Annotated in this window: 13 protein-coding genes; 2 read left to right on the top strand and 11 right to left on the bottom strand. The window is 62.6% G+C overall.

The genetic code is table 11. The features are described from left to right. Nucleotides 1–116: 116 nt before the first annotated feature. The 11 genes from RGM2987_RS03440 to RGM2987_RS03395 form a co-directional block, all read right to left on the bottom strand. Nucleotides 117–812, bottom strand: a complete 696-nt coding sequence (locus tag RGM2987_RS03440; protein WP_245138718.1) for an anaerobic ribonucleoside-triphosphate reductase activating protein — start codon at nucleotides 810–812, stop codon at nucleotides 117–119. Further along, nucleotides 809–970 carry an anaerobic ribonucleoside-triphosphate reductase gene (nrdD, locus tag RGM2987_RS27515; protein WP_280639811.1) on the bottom strand — a complete coding sequence of 54 codons (162 nt, stop codon included), beginning with the start codon at nucleotides 968–970 and terminating at the stop codon, nucleotides 809–811. Before nrdD ends, RGM2987_RS03440 begins: the two co-directional genes overlap by 4 nt. A 32-nt stretch (nucleotides 971–1,002) precedes the next feature. Further along, nucleotides 1,003–3,018, bottom strand: coding sequence for a ribonucleoside triphosphate reductase (locus tag RGM2987_RS03435; RefSeq protein WP_280639810.1), 2,016 nt, complete (start codon nucleotides 3,016–3,018; stop codon nucleotides 1,003–1,005). A gap of 333 nt (nucleotides 3,019–3,351) precedes the next feature. Next, nucleotides 3,352–4,344, bottom strand: coding sequence for a GTP 3',8-cyclase MoaA (gene moaA, locus RGM2987_RS03430; protein ID WP_245138717.1), 993 nt, complete (start codon nucleotides 4,342–4,344; stop codon nucleotides 3,352–3,354). Between the two features lie 25 nt (nucleotides 4,345–4,369). Further along, a complete protein-coding gene (locus RGM2987_RS03425; RefSeq protein WP_245138716.1) occupies nucleotides 4,370–5,314 on the bottom strand; it encodes a peptidylprolyl isomerase in 945 nt (314 codons plus the stop codon). A gap of 10 nt (nucleotides 5,315–5,324) precedes the next feature. Further along, complete coding sequence (narI, locus tag RGM2987_RS03420; protein ID WP_245138715.1) at nucleotides 5,325–6,005, bottom strand: respiratory nitrate reductase subunit gamma; 681 nt, start codon at nucleotides 6,003–6,005, stop codon at nucleotides 5,325–5,327. Beyond that, nucleotides 5,998–6,753, bottom strand: coding sequence for a nitrate reductase molybdenum cofactor assembly chaperone (gene narJ / locus RGM2987_RS03415; RefSeq protein ID WP_245138714.1), 756 nt, complete (start codon nucleotides 6,751–6,753; stop codon nucleotides 5,998–6,000). The genes narI and narJ overlap by 8 nt, the downstream gene beginning before the upstream one ends. Nucleotides 6,754–6,755: 2 nt before the next feature. Next, the gene (narH, locus tag RGM2987_RS03410; RefSeq protein WP_245138713.1) at nucleotides 6,756–8,294 is read right to left on the bottom strand and encodes a nitrate reductase subunit beta; all 1,539 of its coding nucleotides are present in this window, start codon (nucleotides 8,292–8,294) and stop codon (nucleotides 6,756–6,758) included. 1 nt (nucleotide 8,295) lies between these two features. Next, nucleotides 8,296–12,069 carry a nitrate reductase subunit alpha gene (locus tag RGM2987_RS03405; RefSeq protein ID WP_245138712.1) on the bottom strand — a complete coding sequence of 1,258 codons (3,774 nt, stop codon included), beginning with the start codon at nucleotides 12,067–12,069 and terminating at the stop codon, nucleotides 8,296–8,298. A gap of 64 nt (nucleotides 12,070–12,133) precedes the next feature. After that, entirely contained in the window at nucleotides 12,134–13,531 is a 1,398-nt protein-coding gene (locus RGM2987_RS03400; protein ID WP_245138711.1) for a NarK family nitrate/nitrite MFS transporter, read from the bottom strand. After that, complete coding sequence (locus RGM2987_RS03395; protein WP_245138710.1) at nucleotides 13,509–14,810, bottom strand: nitrate/nitrite transporter; 1,302 nt, start codon at nucleotides 14,808–14,810, stop codon at nucleotides 13,509–13,511. The genes RGM2987_RS03400 and RGM2987_RS03395 overlap by 23 nt, the downstream gene beginning before the upstream one ends. Before the next feature lie 308 nt (nucleotides 14,811–15,118). Between RGM2987_RS03395 and RGM2987_RS03390 the strand changes: the two genes are divergently transcribed. Together RGM2987_RS03390 and narL are read left to right on the top strand one after the other, a co-directional pair. Then, on the top strand, nucleotides 15,119–16,918 hold the full coding sequence (locus RGM2987_RS03390) for a HAMP domain-containing protein (protein WP_245138709.1): 1,800 nt from the start codon (nucleotides 15,119–15,121) through the stop codon (nucleotides 16,916–16,918). Further along, nucleotides 16,915–17,562, top strand: a complete 648-nt coding sequence (gene narL, locus RGM2987_RS03385; RefSeq protein ID WP_245138708.1) for a two-component system response regulator NarL — start codon at nucleotides 16,915–16,917, stop codon at nucleotides 17,560–17,562. The genes RGM2987_RS03390 and narL overlap by 4 nt, the downstream gene beginning before the upstream one ends. The last annotated feature ends 128 nt before the right edge of the window (nucleotides 17,563–17,690 follow it).

Genomic DNA, 17,690 nt, shown 5'->3' with positions numbered 1-17,690 from the left:
ATCAGTTACCTATTCGTGACTGACACACCGTCATCGCGAGCAAGCTCGGCTCCCACAAGGGACTCATGGTGGATTGTATTTCTGAGAAATCCCCAGCTCCCCCCGTCGTTCGCGGCTCAACTGCGCAACACAAACGAAGGAAACAACGCCCGCATCTCGCCCCACAGCTCAGGTTGCAAAGTATGGGCTGAAACCCCGGAAAGATGAGGGTCGAGCATTCGCGCCGTGCGCACCAATTGCACCGCGAAACGCCTGACACCACGCTCGCTGAGACGCCGAGCCAGGGCCAGCAAACGTTCGGGCTCGAACAGGTGCCAATGCACCGTGGTGCGGCATTCATACTCCACACCACTGGCCAACAGATGCTCGAGGCTGCGCCAGTTGGCAGCGCCGCTGCCCTCGACCCGGGTCACCTCCAAGGCGTCCTCGGGCAAGGCCTTGATGTCGAACCCCACCCAGTCCGCCAGCCCGACCACTTTGGCAAAGGCCGCCGGCTTGATCCCGGCACTGTGCAGGCCGATGCGAAAGCCCATCTGCCGCACCTCCTCCATGGCCGCCGCCAACCCCTCCTGCAAGGTCGGCTCACCGCCACTGAACACCACGGCATCGAGCAGATCCTGACGGCGTTGCAAAAACGCCAGCACCCGACACCAATCCACCTCCTCGCTACCGCGCGGCGGGATCAGTTGCGGGTTATGGCAGTAACGACAACGCCAGGCGCAGCCCTGGCAAAACAGAACACAAGCCAACTGACCGGGATAATCGAGGGTGGTCAGGGGCACCAGCCCCCCGACCCGGAGCACTCGGCTCACGGACGCCCAGCCGCGCGTTCAGTGAAGTGCACCCGTTCGCGATGCTCGGATTGCTTGCCCGGGTTGAAGGCTGCCACGGGACGGTGATAGCCCATCACTCGCGTCCAGACTTCACAACGTTGACGCTGTGCCTGCGGAAGAGATTGTGCTGCGCTCATAAGGTGAAGCTCCTTGCGGTCGATGGATCGGATCAGTGGACGCTGCCGGCAAGCTGCTGTTGCGCTAGCAAGGCTTCGTCGCATTTCGGGCAGAACTCGTGTTCGCCGGCCAGGTAGCCGTGCACGGGGCAAATGGAAAAAGTCGGCGTGACCGTCAGATACGGCAGGCGGAAACGCCCCAATGCCTTGCGCACCAGTTGCTTGCAAGCCTGGGTCGAGGAAATCTGCTCGGCCATGTACAGGTGCAACACGGTGCCGCCGGTATATTTGCATTGCAGTTCGTCTTGCAGTTCCAGGGCCTCGAACGGATCGTCGGTGAAACCCACCGGCAGTTGCGAGGAGTTGGTGTAGTACGGCGCCACCGGGCTGCCGGCCTGCAGGATGTCCGGGAAGCGCTTGAGGTCTTCCTTGGCGAAGCGGTAGGTGGTGCCTTCGGCGGGGGTGGCTTCGAGGTTGTAGAGGTGGCCGGTTTCTTCCTGGAAGCGCAGGAGCGTGGCCCGCACGTGGTCGAGCAATTTCAGGGCGAATTCACGCCCCTGCTCGGTGTGCAGGCCCTGTTGGTCGTCAGTGAAGTTGCGCAGCATTTCATGCAGGCCGTTCACGCCGATGGTGGAGAAATGATTGCGCAAGGTGCCCAGGTAGCGCTTGGTGTAGGGATACAAACCAGCGTCCATGTGGTGCTGGATCACCTTGCGCTTGACCTCCAGGCTCTCCATCGCCAGTTCCATCAGCGTATCCAGGCGTTGCAGCAGCGCACTGGTGTTGCCCTTGTACAGGTAGCCCAGGCGCGCGCAGTTGATCGTCACCACGCCCAATGAGCCGGTCTGCTCCGCCGAGCCGAACAACCCGCCCCCGCGCTTGAGCAGCTCGCGCACATCCAGTTGCAGGCGGCAGCACATCGACCGCACCTGATTGGGCTGCATGTCCGAGTTGAGGAAGTTCTGGAAGTACGGCAAGCCATAACGGGCAGTCATTTCGAACAGCCGGTCGGCGTTCTCGCTGTCCCACGGGAAGTCATGGGTGATGTTGTAGGTCGGAATCGGAAAGGTGAACACCCGCCCTTTCGCATCGCCGGCCTGCATCACTTCGATGTAGGCGCGGTTGAGCAGTTCCATTTCCGCTTGCAGGTCACCGTAGGCGAACGGCATTTCCTCGCCGCCGATCACCGGGATCTGTTCGCGCAGATCCTGAGGGCAGACCCAGTCGAACGTGAGATTGGTGAACGGCGTCTGGGTGCCCCAGCGCGACGGGACGTTGAGGTTGTAGATGAACTCCTGCAACGACTGGCGGACCTCGTCGTAGCTCAGCCGGTCCTTGCGCACATAGGGTGCCAGGTAGGTGTCGAACGAGCTGAACGCCTGGGCGCCGGCCCATTCGTTCTGCAGGGTGCCGAGGAAATTCACCATCTGCCCCAGGGCGCTGCTCAAGTGCTTGGGCGGCCCGGCCTCGACCCGCCCCGGCACGCCATTGAGGCCTTCGTGCAACAGCGTGCGCAGGGACCAGCCGGCGCAGTAGCCGGCGAGCATGTCCAGGTCGTGGATATGCAGGTCGGCCTCGCGGTGGGCCTGGCCGATGGCCTGGCTGTAGACCTCGTCCAGCCAGTAGTTGGCGGTGACCTTGCCCGACACGTTGAGGATCAACCCACCGAGGGAATACCCCTGGTTGGCGTTGGCCTGCACGCGCCAGTCTTCACGGTCCAGGTATTCATTCATCGAAGTGGCGACTTCCACCAGGGTGCGGCGGTCCCGGCGCAGGCGTCCATGTTGCTCGCGGTAGACGATGTAGGCGCGCATGGAGAGAAAGTAACCGGCGTCCATCAACACCCGTTCGACGCGGTCCTGGATCTGCTCGACGTTCAATCGTGATTGCCCTTCCAACCGGGTCAACACAGCTTTGAGCAACTCCTCGGCCTCGACCTCGGCGTATTCACCGGTGGCCCTGCCGGCGGCAATCAGCGCCTGGCGGATCTTGTCCGCATCGAAGGCAACCACACTGCCGTCGCGCTTGTGCAAGCGGTTACAGCCTATTGAGATCAATGTGCTCTGCATTTGGGCTCCAGACACTACATATAGGGATTTATAGATCTTTAAACACAATATGCAGTAAAGGGTACGGCCAAAGGGGTGGGTTGCAATTGATCGATATCAAGAATTGGGGGTGGGTCTGTTGGGGGGATGGTGACGGCGGGGCCGTCATCGCGAGCAGGGCTCGCTCCCACAGGGATTTGTGGAAGGCCGCAAATTTTGCCCGCACCAAAATCCACTGTGGGAGCGGGCTTGCTCGCGAAGGCGGCGAATCAGTCGATGAAGATCTTGACTGGCCTGACGTCTTCGCGAGCAAGCCCGCTCCCACAAGGTGTTGTGGTGTTGCTGATAGGCTGCTCACCCCCCACTCATGTTCATGAACCGCACAATCTGCACCTCCCCGCCAGGATTGAAGTCATGGCGCAGGGGTTTGCCGCGCAGGGCTTGTTTCACGGCGTGGATCAGCGGTTGGTCATCCAGCGGATAACGCCGCAGCAGGCACCGCAGGTCGAGGGAATCGTCTTGCCCGAGGCATAGCAGCAAGCGCCCCTCCACCGTCATGCGCACCCGGTTGCAACTGGCGCAGAAGTTGTGGGTGTTGGGCGAGATGAAGCCGATGCGAGTCTGCGGATGACGTTCCAGGCGCGCATAGCGCGCCGGCCCGCCGCTGCTCTCGGTGCTGTCGAGCAGCCCATGGTGACTGGCAATCAGCGCCCGGACCTCATCACTGGAACAGAACGACTCCCCCCGCGAACGCCCAACCTCGCCCAACGGCATTTCCTCTATGAAGCTGATGTCGATGCGTTGCTCGACGGCGTACTGCACCAAGGCCGGAACCTCATCGAAGTTGCGTCCCTTCATCACCACGCAGTTGAGCTTGATCCGTTCGAATCCCGCCGCCGTCGCCGCCTCGATACCCGTCAACACCTGGTCCAGATTGCCGTTACGGGTAATCGCCCGAAAGCGCTCGCCGTCCAGGCTGTCGAGGCTGATGTTCATGCGTTTGACACCCGCCTCGACCAGCGGCCGGGCCAGGCGGCCCAGCTGCGAGCCGTTGCTGGTCATCACCAGTTCCCGCAGCCCGGGCAATGCCGCAATCTCGCGACACAGCCCGACGATGCCCGGCCGGATCAGCGGCTCGCCACCGGTCAGGCGAATCTTCTTCACCCCCAGCCCGACGAACAACCGCGCCAGCCGCTGCAATTCCTCCAGGGTCAACACTTGCTGGCGCGGCAGGAACGTCATGTTTTTCGCCATGCAGTACACACAGCGAAAATCACAACGATCGGTCACCGACATCCGTAGATAATCGATCTGGCGCCCAAATCCGTCCCGCAACACCGCGTTCATGCATACCCCCTGGTTGACCCGATGCTCACTGCACCAGCGGCGAGTCGGCGCCCTGCAGATGAATGCCGCGAATGTCCGCCGCACCGATCAGGGTTTGCAGGTACTGCACCAGCGCTTTCTGCCAGACGCCCTGTTGCAACTGGGTGCGGATCGCCGTCGCCACCGCCTCGTAAGGCAGCGGCTGGCCGTCGATGCGCTGGTCGATGCTGATCACGTGCCAGCCGTAGCGGCTTTCCAACGGTTTACCCGCCAGCCCCGCCGGCAGTGCGAACAACTGGCGCTCCAGCTCGGGCACGGTCTGGCCCTTGCTGATCTGGCCCAGCGAGCCACCCTGCTCCTTGGACGGACACGCCGAATACTGCTGCGCCAGCTCAGCGAAACTGCCTGGAAACTGCTCCAGCCGTTCCAGCAGCAACTCAGCTTGCACCCGCGCCACGCTGCGCGCCTCGGCATCGTCCGGCGCGCATTCGAGCAGGATGTGCCGCACCGCCAGCAACGGGGCGCTGTGAAAGCGCGCCCGGTTGCTTTCGAAGTAGCGCAGACAGGTCGCTTCGTCACATTGCGGCACCTGCACTTCACGTTCGAGCAACAGCCGCGTCGCCGCCTCCTCTTCGTTTTCGCCGGCGCCGACCTGTAACGCCAGGCCCAATTCGGCAATCCGTTGCTGGAGCAATTCACGGATCACCAAGGCCCGTGCCGCCTGATAGACCGCTTCCTCGCGACTTTCGGCCGGGTGGTATTGCAGCTCCAGAGCCATCGCCTGCGGGCTGATCGACACCCCGTTGACGCTGATGATCGGCCATTCCTGTTCACTGCTGGCGATCAATTGCGGCGGTGCTTCATCAACCTCCACCGGCTCGAACTGCACCGCGCCAGGCGGCGCGACATCTGCCTCTGGCGCCGCTTTTGCCGAAGAACCACAACCGCCACCGCCGCCATTACCGCCGCCACATCCGCATCCACTGGTCATGATCGTCTCCTCAGAACTTCTGCCGAACGATTTGATAACGCCGACCCAGGTACCAGACCGGCGCGCTGACGATGTGCACCAGACGAGTGAACGGGAACAGCACGAACAGCGTCAGGCCCAACAGCACGTGAAGCTTGTAGACCAGGCCCACCGGAGCCATCGAGGTCGCGGCTTCCACCGGACGCAGCAGCACGGTGTTCTGGGCCCAGTCGGCCAGCATCACCATCACCGAGCCGTCCATGTGTGCGGTCGACGCAACGATGGTCATCAGGCCGAGCACCAGTTGCACCAGCAGCACCACCAGCACCAGGATGTCCGAGGTATTGGAGGTGGCGCGAACCCGTGGGTCGGTCAGGCGCCGGTTGAGCAGCATCAGCAGCCCGATCAGGCCCAGCACGCCGAAGAAGCCACCGGAGACCATCGCCAGCAATTGCTTGTTCTCGGTGCTCAGCACGTGGTGGTAGATCGCCGACGGCGTCAGCAGGCCGACGAAGTGCCCGGCCAGCACGAACAGCACGCCGACGTGGAACAGGTTGCTCGCCACCCGCATGCCGCGATTGCTGAGCATCTGGCTGGAGCCGGCCTTCCAGGTGTACTGCGACAGGTCGAACCGCGCCCAACTGCCGATCAGGCAGATCGCCAGGGCGACATACGGGTAGACCCCGAACAACAACAGATCCCATTTAGACATTGCCCACCTCCCCGGCAAGCGCAGCGGCCCGCCCTTCATGCTGAAAATCCACCCAGTGCAACGGCACCGCACTTTCTTCCCGGGCCTTGCCCGGCGCACTCGGCATTGAGCTGCAACGGTCCTGCTGCTCGGCCTTCATGAAATCCACCGCCTCTTCTTCCCAGACCCGGTCCAGGGCTTCCAGGGAGTCGTCCCGTGGCTCGGCTTTGACTTGCTCGCGCAGCTCGGCAACCGCGCCCTGGGGTTCGGCCCCGGCGATTTGCAGCAAGGCCCGGAAGCAACTGGCATAGGCGCTTTCGCGCTCCTCCAGGCGCGCAGCGAGCAAGGCCAGCAAGTGCGCGACGTCCGCCAGGCCCTCGCGGGCCTCCAGATCTTCGCGGGTGGAGAGGTACTCCAGGTACAGCGGGATGTAGTCGGGCAGTTCCTTGACGCCTATGGCGAAACCGGCCTCTTCGTACTGGGCCATCATGTCCACCATGGCCTGGCCACGGTCGCGGGATTCGCCATGGACATGCTCGAACAGCAGCAGCGACAGCGAACGCCCGCGGCCAAACAACGCGCCGTAATGCTCCTGGCCGTCCATCAGATCCTTGCCACAAATCACCTCCAGCAGTTCGAACAGCCCCGCTCGTTGGTTCGGGCTGATTTCCCGTGCCTGGAGAATCGCTTGTTCCAGCTCGTCACGAGCGGCCACCAGGGTCTCGGTCGGGTAGTCGAGCAGCAACGAAATCACCTTGAGAATGCGCATGGTCAGTCCTCCCACAACTGCACGGTCTTGATCACGTCACGCCGGTTGGCCTTCTTGCCACCGAACATGTTGGTGTCGGAACTGCCGCTGCAACCACTGCCGAAGCTGAAGCCGCAACCGGAACGCTCGGCGAACGCATCGCTCATGGCGTCTTCGCGGTGGGCGCTTGGCACAACGAAACGGTCCTCGTAGTTGGCGATTGCCAGGTAGCGATACATCTCTTCCACCTGATTCACGTCCAGGCCGACGTCGGCCAGCACTTGCAGGTCCTGCACGCCATCGACCTGTTCGGAACGCTTGTAGGCGCGCATCGCCAGCAGGCGCTTGAGGGCACGCTTGACCGGTTTTTCATCGCCGGCGGTGAGCAGGTTCGCCAGGTAGCGCAGCGGAATGCGCAGGCTGTCGACGTCCGGCAGGACCCCGTTCATGCCCACGGTGCCGGCGGCAGCAGCGTTCTGGATCGGCGACAGCGGCGGCACGTACCAGACCATCGGCAAGGTACGGTATTCCGGGTGCAGCGGCAGTGCGAGTTTCCAGTCCACCGCCATTTTGTAGACCGGCGAACGTTGCGCCGAGTCGATTACCGATTGCGGCACGCCATCGGCCAGGGCCTGGCGGATCACCGCCGGGTCGTTCGGGTCGAGGAAGATCTCCAGCTGTTTCTCGTACAGGTCATGCTCGTTGGCGGTACTGGCCACTTCGCTGATGCGGTCGGCGTCATACAGCAGCACACCGAGGTAGCGAATACGGCCGACGCAGGTTTCAGCACAGACGGTCGGCATCCCGGCTTCGATACGCGGGTAGCAGAAGATGCATTTTTCCGACTTGCCGCTCTTCCAGTTGAAATAGATCTTCTTGTACGGGCAGCCGCTGATGCACATGCGCCAGCCGCGGCATTTCTCCTGGTCGATCAGGACGATACCGTCTTCCTCACGCTTGTAGATCGCCCCGCTCGGGCAGGACGCCGCGCACGCCGGGTTGAGACAGTGCTCGCACAGGCGTGGCAGGTACATCATGAAAGTGTTTTCGTATTCGCCGTAGATGTCCGCCTGGATCTGGTCGAAGTTCTTGTCCTTGCGCCGCTTGGCGAACTCGGTGCCGAGGATTTCCTCCCAGTTCGGGCCCCACTCGATTTTCTCCATGCGCTTGCCCGACACCAGCGAACGCGGGCGTGCGACCGGCTGATGCTCGCCCAACGGTGCGGTGTGCAGGTGCTGGTAGTCGAAGTCGAACGGTTCGTAGTAGTCGTCCAGGCCCGGCAGGTCCGGGTTGGCGAAGATGTTCGCCAGTACGCGGAACTTGCCGCCGATGCGCGGGTTGATCGAGCCATCGGCGTTACGGATCCAGCCGCCCTTCCACTTGTCCTGGTTTTCCCACTCCTTGGGATAGCCGATGCCAGGCTTGGTCTCGACATTGTTGAACCAGGCATATTCCATGCCTTCGCGGCTGGTCCAGACATTCTTGCAAGTGATCGAACAGGTATGGCAGCCGATGCATTTGTCCAGGTTCAGGACCATGCCGATTTGTGAGCGGATCTTCATCTCAGTTCTCCTCGATATCGGTCGGCAGCGGGCGCGGCAGATCATCGCCACTGGAACCGTCGAGCCAATCGACCTTGGCCATCTTGCGCACCACGACGAATTCGTCGCGGTTGCAACCGACCGTGCCGTAATAGTTGAACCCGTAGGCCTGCTGGGCGTAGCCACCGATCATGTGGGTCGGCTTGAGCACCACGCGGGTCACCGAGTTGTGGTGGCCGCCGCGGGTCTTGGTGGTTTCCGCACCGGGCACGTTCACGATCCGTTCCTGGGCGTGGTACATCATCACCATGCCTTCCTTGACCCGCTGGCTGACCACCGCCCGGGCCGTCAACGCACCGTTGGCGTTGAAGCACTCGACCCAGTCGTTGTCCTCGATGCCGGCGCGCCGGGCGTCGATTTCCGAGAGCCAGATGATCGGTCCGCCACGGCTGAGGGTGAGCATCAGCAGGTTGTCGGTGTAGGTACTGTGGATGCCCCATTTCTGGTGCGGGGTGATCCAATTCAGGACGATCTCGGTCTCGCCATTGCTGCGCTTGCCTTTCACGCCTTCAATGGTGCGGGTGTTGACCGGCGGCCGGTAACTCATCAGTTGCTCGCCGAATGCCTGCATCCACGGGTGATCCTGGTAGAACTGCTGGCGGCCGGTGATGGTGCGCCACGGGATCGACTCGTGCACGTTGGTGTAGCCGGCGTTGTAGCTGACGTGATCGTCTTCCAGGCCGGACCAGGTCGGGCTGGAAATGATCTTGCGCGGCTGGGCCTGGATGTCGCGGAAACGAATCGCCTCGTGCTCCTTGGACACCGCCAGATGGCTGTGGTCGATGCCGGTGAATTGCGACAGCGCGGCCCAGGCTTTCACCGCGACATGGCCGTTGGTTTCCGGCGCCAGGGACAGGATCACTTCGGCGGCGTCGATGGCGCTGTCGATTTTTGGCCGCCCTTGGCTGATACCCGCCTCGACTTCCTTGTGGTTCAGTTCGCCGAGGAATTTAACTTCAGTATCAGTGTTCCAGTTGATGCCCTTGCCGCCGTTACCGAGTTTTTCCAGCATCGGGCCCAGGGACGTGAACTGCTTGTAGATGTTCGGGTAGTCGCGCTCCACCACTTGCAGGTTCGGTGCGTTCTTGCCCGGTTGGGGCACCTCGCCGGCGGTTTTCCAGTCGGTACCGCCAAAGGGTTGGGCCAGTTCACCGACGCTGTCATGCATCAGCGGCACGGTGACCAGGTCTTTCTCCACGCCCAGGTGCCCGACCGACATGGCCGAGAATGCCTTGGCGATGCCCTTGTAGATTTCCCAGTCCGAACGCGACTCCCACGCCGGGTCGATAGCCGCCGACAGTGGGTGGATGAACGGGTGCATGTCCGAGGTGTTCATGTCGTCTTTTTCGTACCAGGTGGCGGTCGGCAAGACGATGTCGGAGTACACGCAGGTCGAGGACATGCGGAAGTCCAGGGTCGTCACCAGGTCGAGCTTGCCGATGGCGCCCTCGTCCACCCACTCGGCTTCGGTAGGCTTGCAGGCGCCGACCTTGCCGATGTCTTCGTTCATCACACCGTTCTTGGTGCCCAGCAGGTACTTGAGCATGTACTCGTGCCCCTTGCCCGAGGAGCCCAGCAGGTTGGAGCGCCAGATGAACATGTTGCGCGGGAAGTTCACCGGGTTGTCGGGCTGCTCGCAGGCAAAACGCAGGGAACCGTCCTGCAGCGACTTGACCACGTAGTCTTTCGGGTCCAGGCCCGCCGCGGCGGCTTCACGGCAGATGTGCAGCGGGTTGGTGTTGAGTTGCGGCGCGCTCGGCAACCAACCGGCGCGTTCGGCGCGGATGTTGTAGTCCAGGGCGTGCTCGGGGAACTGCGACTTGTCGGCCAGTGGCGAGAGCACGTCGTGCATGCTCATCTTCTCGTGACGCCATTGCGAGCTGTGGCCGTAGAAGAAACTGGTGCCGTTCATTTGCCGTGGCGGACGGTTCCAGTCCAGGCCGAAGGCCAGAGGCAGCCAGCCGCATTGCGGACGGAGTTTTTCCTGGCCGACGTAGTGCGCCCAGCCGCCGCCGGTCTGGCCGACACAACCGCAGAGCATGAGCATGTTGATCAGCCCGCGGTAGTTCATGTCCATGTGGTACCAATGGTTCATCGCCGCACCGACGATGATCATCGAGCGTCCACGGGTCTTGTCGGCGTTATCGGCAAACTCACGGGCGATCTGGATCGCCTTCTCGCGGCTCACGCCAGTGATCTGCTCCTGCCAGGCCGGCGTACCGGGCACCGAGGCGTCGTCATAGTCCTTGGCAACGTTGGCGCCCCCCAGGCCACGGTCGATGGCCAGGTTGGCCGCCGACAGGTCGAACACGGTGGCCACCTTCGCCACGCTGCCATCGGCCAGCACTACGCTGTGCACCGGCACCCGCCGGAACTGCACCGCGTCACCCGCCACGTGCTGGAAGTATTCCTGGGATTCACCGGCAAAGTACGGGAACGCCACTTCGGCGACGTCGCCGCCGATCAGGCTGAGCCTGAGGTCGATCTCACGGCCCTCGCCGCCTTCACGCGGCAGGATGTTCCACTTGCCCTTCTCACCCCAGCGATAGCCGATGGAGCCTTGGGGCGAAACCAGTTGGCCGTCGGCATCCAGGGCGATGGTTTTCCATTGCGGGTTGTTGTCCTGGCCGAGGTTGTCGGTCAGGTCGCTGGCCCGCAGGAAGCGGTCTGGCTGGTAGCCTGAACCGGGCGCCGCGCCGAGCATCGGCTTGAGCACCACCAGCACCGGCAGGTCGGTATAGCGCTTGGCATATTCGGTGAAATAGGCGCTGGGCTTGTCCAGGTGGAATTCTTTGAAGATCACATGGTTGAAGGCCTGGGCCAGCGCGGCGTCGGTGCCCTGCTTGGGGTTGAGCCACAGGTCGGTGAGCTTGGCGACTTCCGAATAGTCCGGGGTGATCGCCACGGTCTTGGTGCCCTTGTAGCGTACCTCGGTGAAAAAGTGCGCATCGGGGGTACGGGTCTGCGGGACGTTGGAGCCCCAGGCAATGATGTAGTTGGAGTTGTACCAGTCAGCCGATTCCGGCACGTCGGTTTGCTCGCCCCAGACCATCGGCGAGGCCGGTGGCAGGTCGCAGTACCAGTCGTAGAAGCTCAGGCACGCGCCGCCGATCAGCGACAGGTAACGGGCGCCGGCCGCATAGCTGACCATCGACATGGCCGGGATCGGCGAAAAGCCCACCACCCGGTCAGGGCCGTGCTGCTTGACGGTGTAGACGTTGGCCGCGGCGATGATCTCGTTGACTTCTTCCCAGTTGGAACGGATGAAGCCACCCATGCCGCGCTTGCTCTTGTACGAGTCGGCCTTGGCCTTGTTCTCGACGATGCTGGCCCAGGCCTCCACCGGCGGCAGGGTCTGCCGGGCCTGGCGCCAGAGCTTGAGCAATGGCTTGCGGACCTTCGGGTACTTGAGCCGGTTGGCGCTGTAGATGTACCAGCTGTAGCTGGCGCCCCGAGGGCAGCCGCGAGGCTCGTGGTTGGGCAGGTCGTTACGGGTGCGCGGATAATCGGTCTGCTGGGTTTCCCAGGTGATCAGGCCGTTCTTGACGTAGATTTTCCACGAGCAGGAACCGGTGCAGTTCACCCCGTGGGTGGACCGCACGATCTTGTCGTACTGCCAACGGGAACGGTAGACGTTCTCCCAGTCCCGGGACTCCTTGCGAGTCTCGCCGTGACCTTCGGAAAACTCGCCTTGCTTGCGGTTGAAGAACCGCAGTTGATCCAGTAAATGACTCACAGTGTCTTCCTCTCAGGCTTGCTCCGCGGGGTCTGCGCCCCGCCCACGCAACAGATAATTCGAATCAGCAGGGGGTCGCCGCGCCTTTGCGGGCGTACCACCACCAGGTCACCCCGATGCAGCTCAGGTAAAAGCCGACGAACATGTAGAAGGCCATCTCCGGGCCGCCGGTCAGGGCCATCGAAGTGCCGAACGATTTGGGAATGAAGAACGCACCGAAGGCGCCCATGGCCGAGCTGAAACCCAGCACCGCAGCCGATTCCTTGCCGGCATCCTTGAGGGCTTGCTCGCGCTGCTCGGGCTTTTTGCCCAAGGCGGCTTTTTCATGCAGGGTGCGGAAGATCACCGGGATCATGCGGAAGGTGGAGCCGTTGCCCACGCCGGTGGTGATGAACAGCAGCATGAACATGCCCAGGAAACCGTAGAAGCTGCCGCCCTGCCCGCCCTGAGGAAGAAAATGCAGGACGCCGAACACCATCGCGATCATCAGCACGAAGTTCCACAGGGTGACCCTGGCGCCGCCGAGCTTGTCCGCCAGCCAACCACCCAGCGGGCGCACCAGCGCCCCCACCAGCGGGCCGAGGAAGGCGAATTTCAGGGCGATGACTTCCGGGAACGCGGTTTTGATCAACAACGGGAACGCGGCGGAAAAGCCGATGAACGAGCCGAAGGTCGCCAGGTACAGCCAGCACATCAGCCAGTTGTGCATGCGCTTGAAGATCACCGCCTGCTCGCTGAATGAAGCGCGGGCGCTGGACAGGTCGTTCATACCGAACCAGGCGATCAGGGTCACGGCGAGGATGAACGGCACCCAGATGAAGCCGGCGTTCTGCAACCACAGCGAGCTGCCGTCGGCCAAGACTTGCGGTTGGCCGCCCATGAAGCCGAACACCCCGAAGGAGATCACCAGCGGCACGCTGAATTGCATCACCGACACGCCCAGGTTGCCCAGGCCGGCGTTCAACCCCAGGGCGGTACCCTGTTGCGACTTGGGATAGAAGAAGCTGATGTTGGACATGCTCGAGGCGAAGTTGCCGCCCCCGAAACCGCACAGCAGTGCGATCAGTACGAACACGTTATAAGGCGTGGTCGGATCCTGCACGGCGAAGCCCATCCACAGCGCCGGCACCAGCAGCGACGCGGTGCTCAGGGCGGTCCAGCGGCGGCCACCGAAGATCGGCACCATGAACGAGTAGAACACCCGCAATGTGGCCCCCGACAGCCCCGGCAATGCCGCCAGCCAGAACAACTGGTCGGTGCTGAAGCTGAAACCGATGGCGTTCAGGCGCACGATCACCGTGCTCCAGACCATCCACACCGCGAAGGCCAGCAGCAGCGCCGGGATCGAGATCCACAGGTTGCGCCGTGCGGTCTGTTTGCCGCTGCGCCCCCAGAACGCAGGGTCTTCCGGGCGCCAGTCATGAATCACCGGGCCTTTGTCAGGCGTTTGTAGAACGGACATGTTCTTCTCCTTGGGCAATGCTGGAAAACGGCGGTTGGCTGGTCGGCGAGGGTTTGCCCAGCAACGGGCGCTGGCGCATTTCGCTGAAGTACATCCAGATCAGCGAGACCCAGACCACGCCGTACAGCAACATGAAGCAGGACGAGCGCACGCCGGTGAGGTCCACCAGGGCGCCAAACATGATCGGCAGCACGAACCCGCCCAGGCCGCCGGCCAGGCCGACAATGCCGGACACTGCGCCCATGTTTTTCGGGTAGTCATTGGCGATGTATTTGAAGACCGAGGCCTTGCCGAATGCGAAGGCGATGCCCATCACGAACAGCAGCACGGTGAACAGCGTGGCGCTGAGGCCGATGTGGAAATCGACCACACCGTTGACGGTCTGCACTTGCAGTTGCGTTTGCGGGTACGACAACAGAAACAGGCAGATCCAGCTGACCCACAGCACCCACCAGGTCACGCTCTGGGCGCCCCAGCGATCCGACATCCAGCCACCGACCGCGCGCAACACGCCACCGGGCAGCGAGAAACAGGCCGCCAGCAGTGCGGCGCTTTGCAGGCTGAAGCCGTATTCCTGCACGTAGTACTTGGTCATCCACAAGGCCAGGGCCACGTAGCCGCCGAACACGATCGAGTAGTACTGGCAGTAGCGCCACACGGCTGGTTCTTTCAGCGCCTGGAGTTGCTCGCGCAACGTCGCGCCACCGACGCTGCGGTGTTCTTTTTTCTCGGCGGTGAGAAACCAGAACAGCAGCGCGGTGATGAACAGGATGGCGCTGAACACCTTCGGCACCAGGTGCCAGGTGCCGAATGCGATCAAGGCCGGAGCGAGGAATTTGGTGACCGCGGAACCGGCGTTGCCGGCACCGAACACACCCATGGCAAAACCCTGGTTCTGTTTGTCGAACCACTTGGCGACGTAGGCGATGCCGACCGAGAACGAACCGCCGGCCAATCCGACGAACAGGCCCAGTACCAGGAACTGCCAGAACGCGGTCGCCAACGTGATCAGGTACAGCGGCAGCACGCAGGCGAGCATCAGCAGGAAGAACACGATCCGCCCGCCGAAGCGGTCAGTCAGAAGCCCCAGGGGCAGGCGCACCAAGGATCCGGTCAGCACCGGCGTGGCGGCCAGCAGGCCGAACTGGGTTTCATTGAGGGCGAGCATTTCCTTGATTGGCACGCCCAGCACGGCAAACATCATCCAGACCATGAAGCACACGGTGAAGGCCAGGGTACTCATCCCCAGTACCAGCCCTTGTTGCACTTGCGCTCGCATCACGACGCACCCCAGTCAATTCGATGAGCGCAGACTAGTGATGCCTACCCCGCAAAAACTTGACCTGGGTCAACGAGCCCCCGGGGGCCCCTGGCCTATGCTTGGCCCGCCTACCTCCAAGGGGGTAGACCGGGATCCTGATCAAACCCTTTGTTTATCAATGTCCTGAACAGGTTGGCCGAGGCTTCCAGGGAAACGGAGCGGCCGACAACTCTTTAGAGGTAGTGCGCCCAGGATCGGCTGCAACACCCCAATTCCAGGCGCCGCAGCATGTCCGGGTTGCAGAATTTCTCGCAGGGCCAGCCACAATGATGCGCTGGCTGCGCAGCTCCCTGCCCGCTCGCGCCGGGCTGGCGGTGATCCTTATCGCTATCCTTGCCCTCGCCAGTTCCTTGAGCGCCGGATTGATCGCCTGGTTCAGCCAGGGCGACGCCTCGGCCATCAATACCGCCGGCTCCGTGCGCATGGAGACCTACCACCTGAGCTGGAAACTGGCGGCGGGCGATGGCACCGAGATCCCGGCGATCATCGCCAGCCTGCAACAACGCCTCGACAGCCCTGCCCTGCGCGCCGTGCTGGAAGACGGGCCGAACACCTCCCTGCATCAGAGTTACCAGAACCTTGTACAACGCTGGAACCAGACCCTGCGCCCGGCCATCGAGCGCGGCGACGGGGTATTCTTCCAGGCCAGCGCCAACTCTTTCGTCGAGCAACTGGACCGGTTCGTCAACCTGCTGCAACGCCAGAGCGAGCACAAACAGGGCTGGCAACAGGCGATCCAGGGCATTGCACTGTTCAGCACCATGATCATCCTGTTGTTCGGCCTGTATGAATTGCAGTACGGGGTGGTCTCGCCCCTGCAAGAACTGGTGGACGCGACCCAGCGCTTTCGGCGTGGCGAGTTCCAGGTGCGGGTCAATCATCAGTCCGAGGATGAACTGGGCCAACTGGCGACCAGCTTCAACACCATGGCCGAGACCATCGAGCAGTCCCACCGCACCCTGGAGGATCAGGTCCGGCAAAAGACCTTGAACCTGCAACAGGCCAATGCTGCCCTGGAGTTGCTCTACCAGAGCAGCCGCAGCCTGGCGACCCGCCAGGCTAACGCCGAGGGCCTGGATGAACTGATCGGGCGCTTCCAGCAGCAGTTGCCGGGCCTGCGTTTGTCGCTGTGCCTGCAAGGGCAACTGCAAACCCCCGCGCGGCAACTGCTGGCCCTGCATGGCGCCAACAACCGCCAAGTATGCGCCAGCAGCGACTGCGCCACTTGCGACAGACATCACGCCGTTCGCCCGCAGGCCTTCAGCATCAGCAACCAGGGCAACGAGCTGGGTGAACTCAAGGCGCATTTTGTCGACGGACATCAGGCACAGCCCTGGGAAACCGAACTGATCCAGGCCCTGGCCAACCTGATCGGCACCTCGCTGTCCCTCAAGCGCCAGCGCGAACAGGACCATCGCCTGCTGTTGCTCGATGAACGCACGATCATTGCCCGGGAACTGCACGATTCCCTGGCCCAGGCCCTGTCGTACATGAAGCTGCAAGTCAGCCGCATGCAGACCCTGATGCGCCGCGGCGAACCGGTGCAGACCCTGGAAACCGTCACCGGCGAACTGCGTGAAGGGCTGAACAATGCCTATCGTCAACTGCGGGAATTGCTCACCACGTTCCGCTTGCAGATCCACGACGATGGCCTGGTGGAAGAACTCAAGGACACCGCTGAAGAGTTTTCCAACCGTGGGGATTTCCAGGTGCACCTGATCATCGACAGCCTGGCCTTCGAACTCTCGGCCAGCGAACAGATTCACATCCTGCAAATCACCCGCGAAGCGCTATCCAACTGCCTGCGCCACGCCCATGCGCAGAACGCCTGGCTCGAACTGCGCCAGGAAGGCGAGACCGTACGGCTGTCGATCGAAGACGACGGCCGCGGCTTCAGCGGCGAGGTCGACCAGCGCGAGCATCACGGCCTGAACATCATGAACGAACGGGCCCGCAGCCTGTGCGGCCAATTGCAGATTCTCTCCCGAACACCCCAGGGCACCCATATCCAGGTGCAGTTCCAACCGGAATTCCTGGGCCAACACTCTGAAGGCATCGCCCTATGAACGCGCCGCTGCGCCACACCCTGCTGTTGGTTGACGACCACCCGATGATGCGTCGCGGGATCCGCCAGATGCTGGAGCTTGAAGACGACCTGCAGATCGTCGGCGAAGCCAGCCACGGCGAAGAAGCCCTGGCGCTGATCGAACCGCTCAGGCCTGACCTGGTGCTGCTGGACAACAACATGCCGCAGATGAACGGCATCGAGACCCTGCGCCGGCTGCGTGCCATGCACTACACCGGCAAGGTGTTGCTGTTCACCGTGTCCGATGCCGAAGACGACGTCCGCGACGCCTTGCGCCTGGACGCCAACGGCTACCTGCTCAAGGACATGGAGCCCGAGTTGTTGATCCAGTACATCCGCGACGCCTTGAACGGCGCCCTGGTGATCAGCCCCGGCCTGACCCGCGTCATGGCCCAGGCCCTGCGCTCCCCGCCGCGCCAGGCCGAAGTGGAACTGACCGAGCGCGAACGCCAGGTCCTTAGGACCATCGCCAGTGGCTACAGCAACAAAGTCATCGGCCACAAACTCGGCATCACCGAAGGCACGGTCAAGGTCCACGTGAAAAACCTGCTGCACAAACTCGGCCTGCGCTCCCGGGTCGAAGCCGCGGTGTGGGCGATGGAACATTTGCGCGGCGCGGGCTAGCCAGCACTCCACCTATCCCCAGTGGGAGCCAAGGTGAATGCAGGGTCCATAGACACCATTGAACCTATGTGGGAGCGGGCTTGCTCGCGAAGGCGGTGTGTCAGCAGAGTTGATGTCGACTGACACAC

Origin of the sequence: Pseudomonas sp. RGM2987 (assembly GCF_022952855.1) — a bacterium.
In the GTDB taxonomy this organism is placed as follows: domain Bacteria; phylum Pseudomonadota; class Gammaproteobacteria; order Pseudomonadales; family Pseudomonadaceae; genus Aquipseudomonas.
This window is presented reverse-complemented; position numbering and strand designations above follow the sequence as displayed.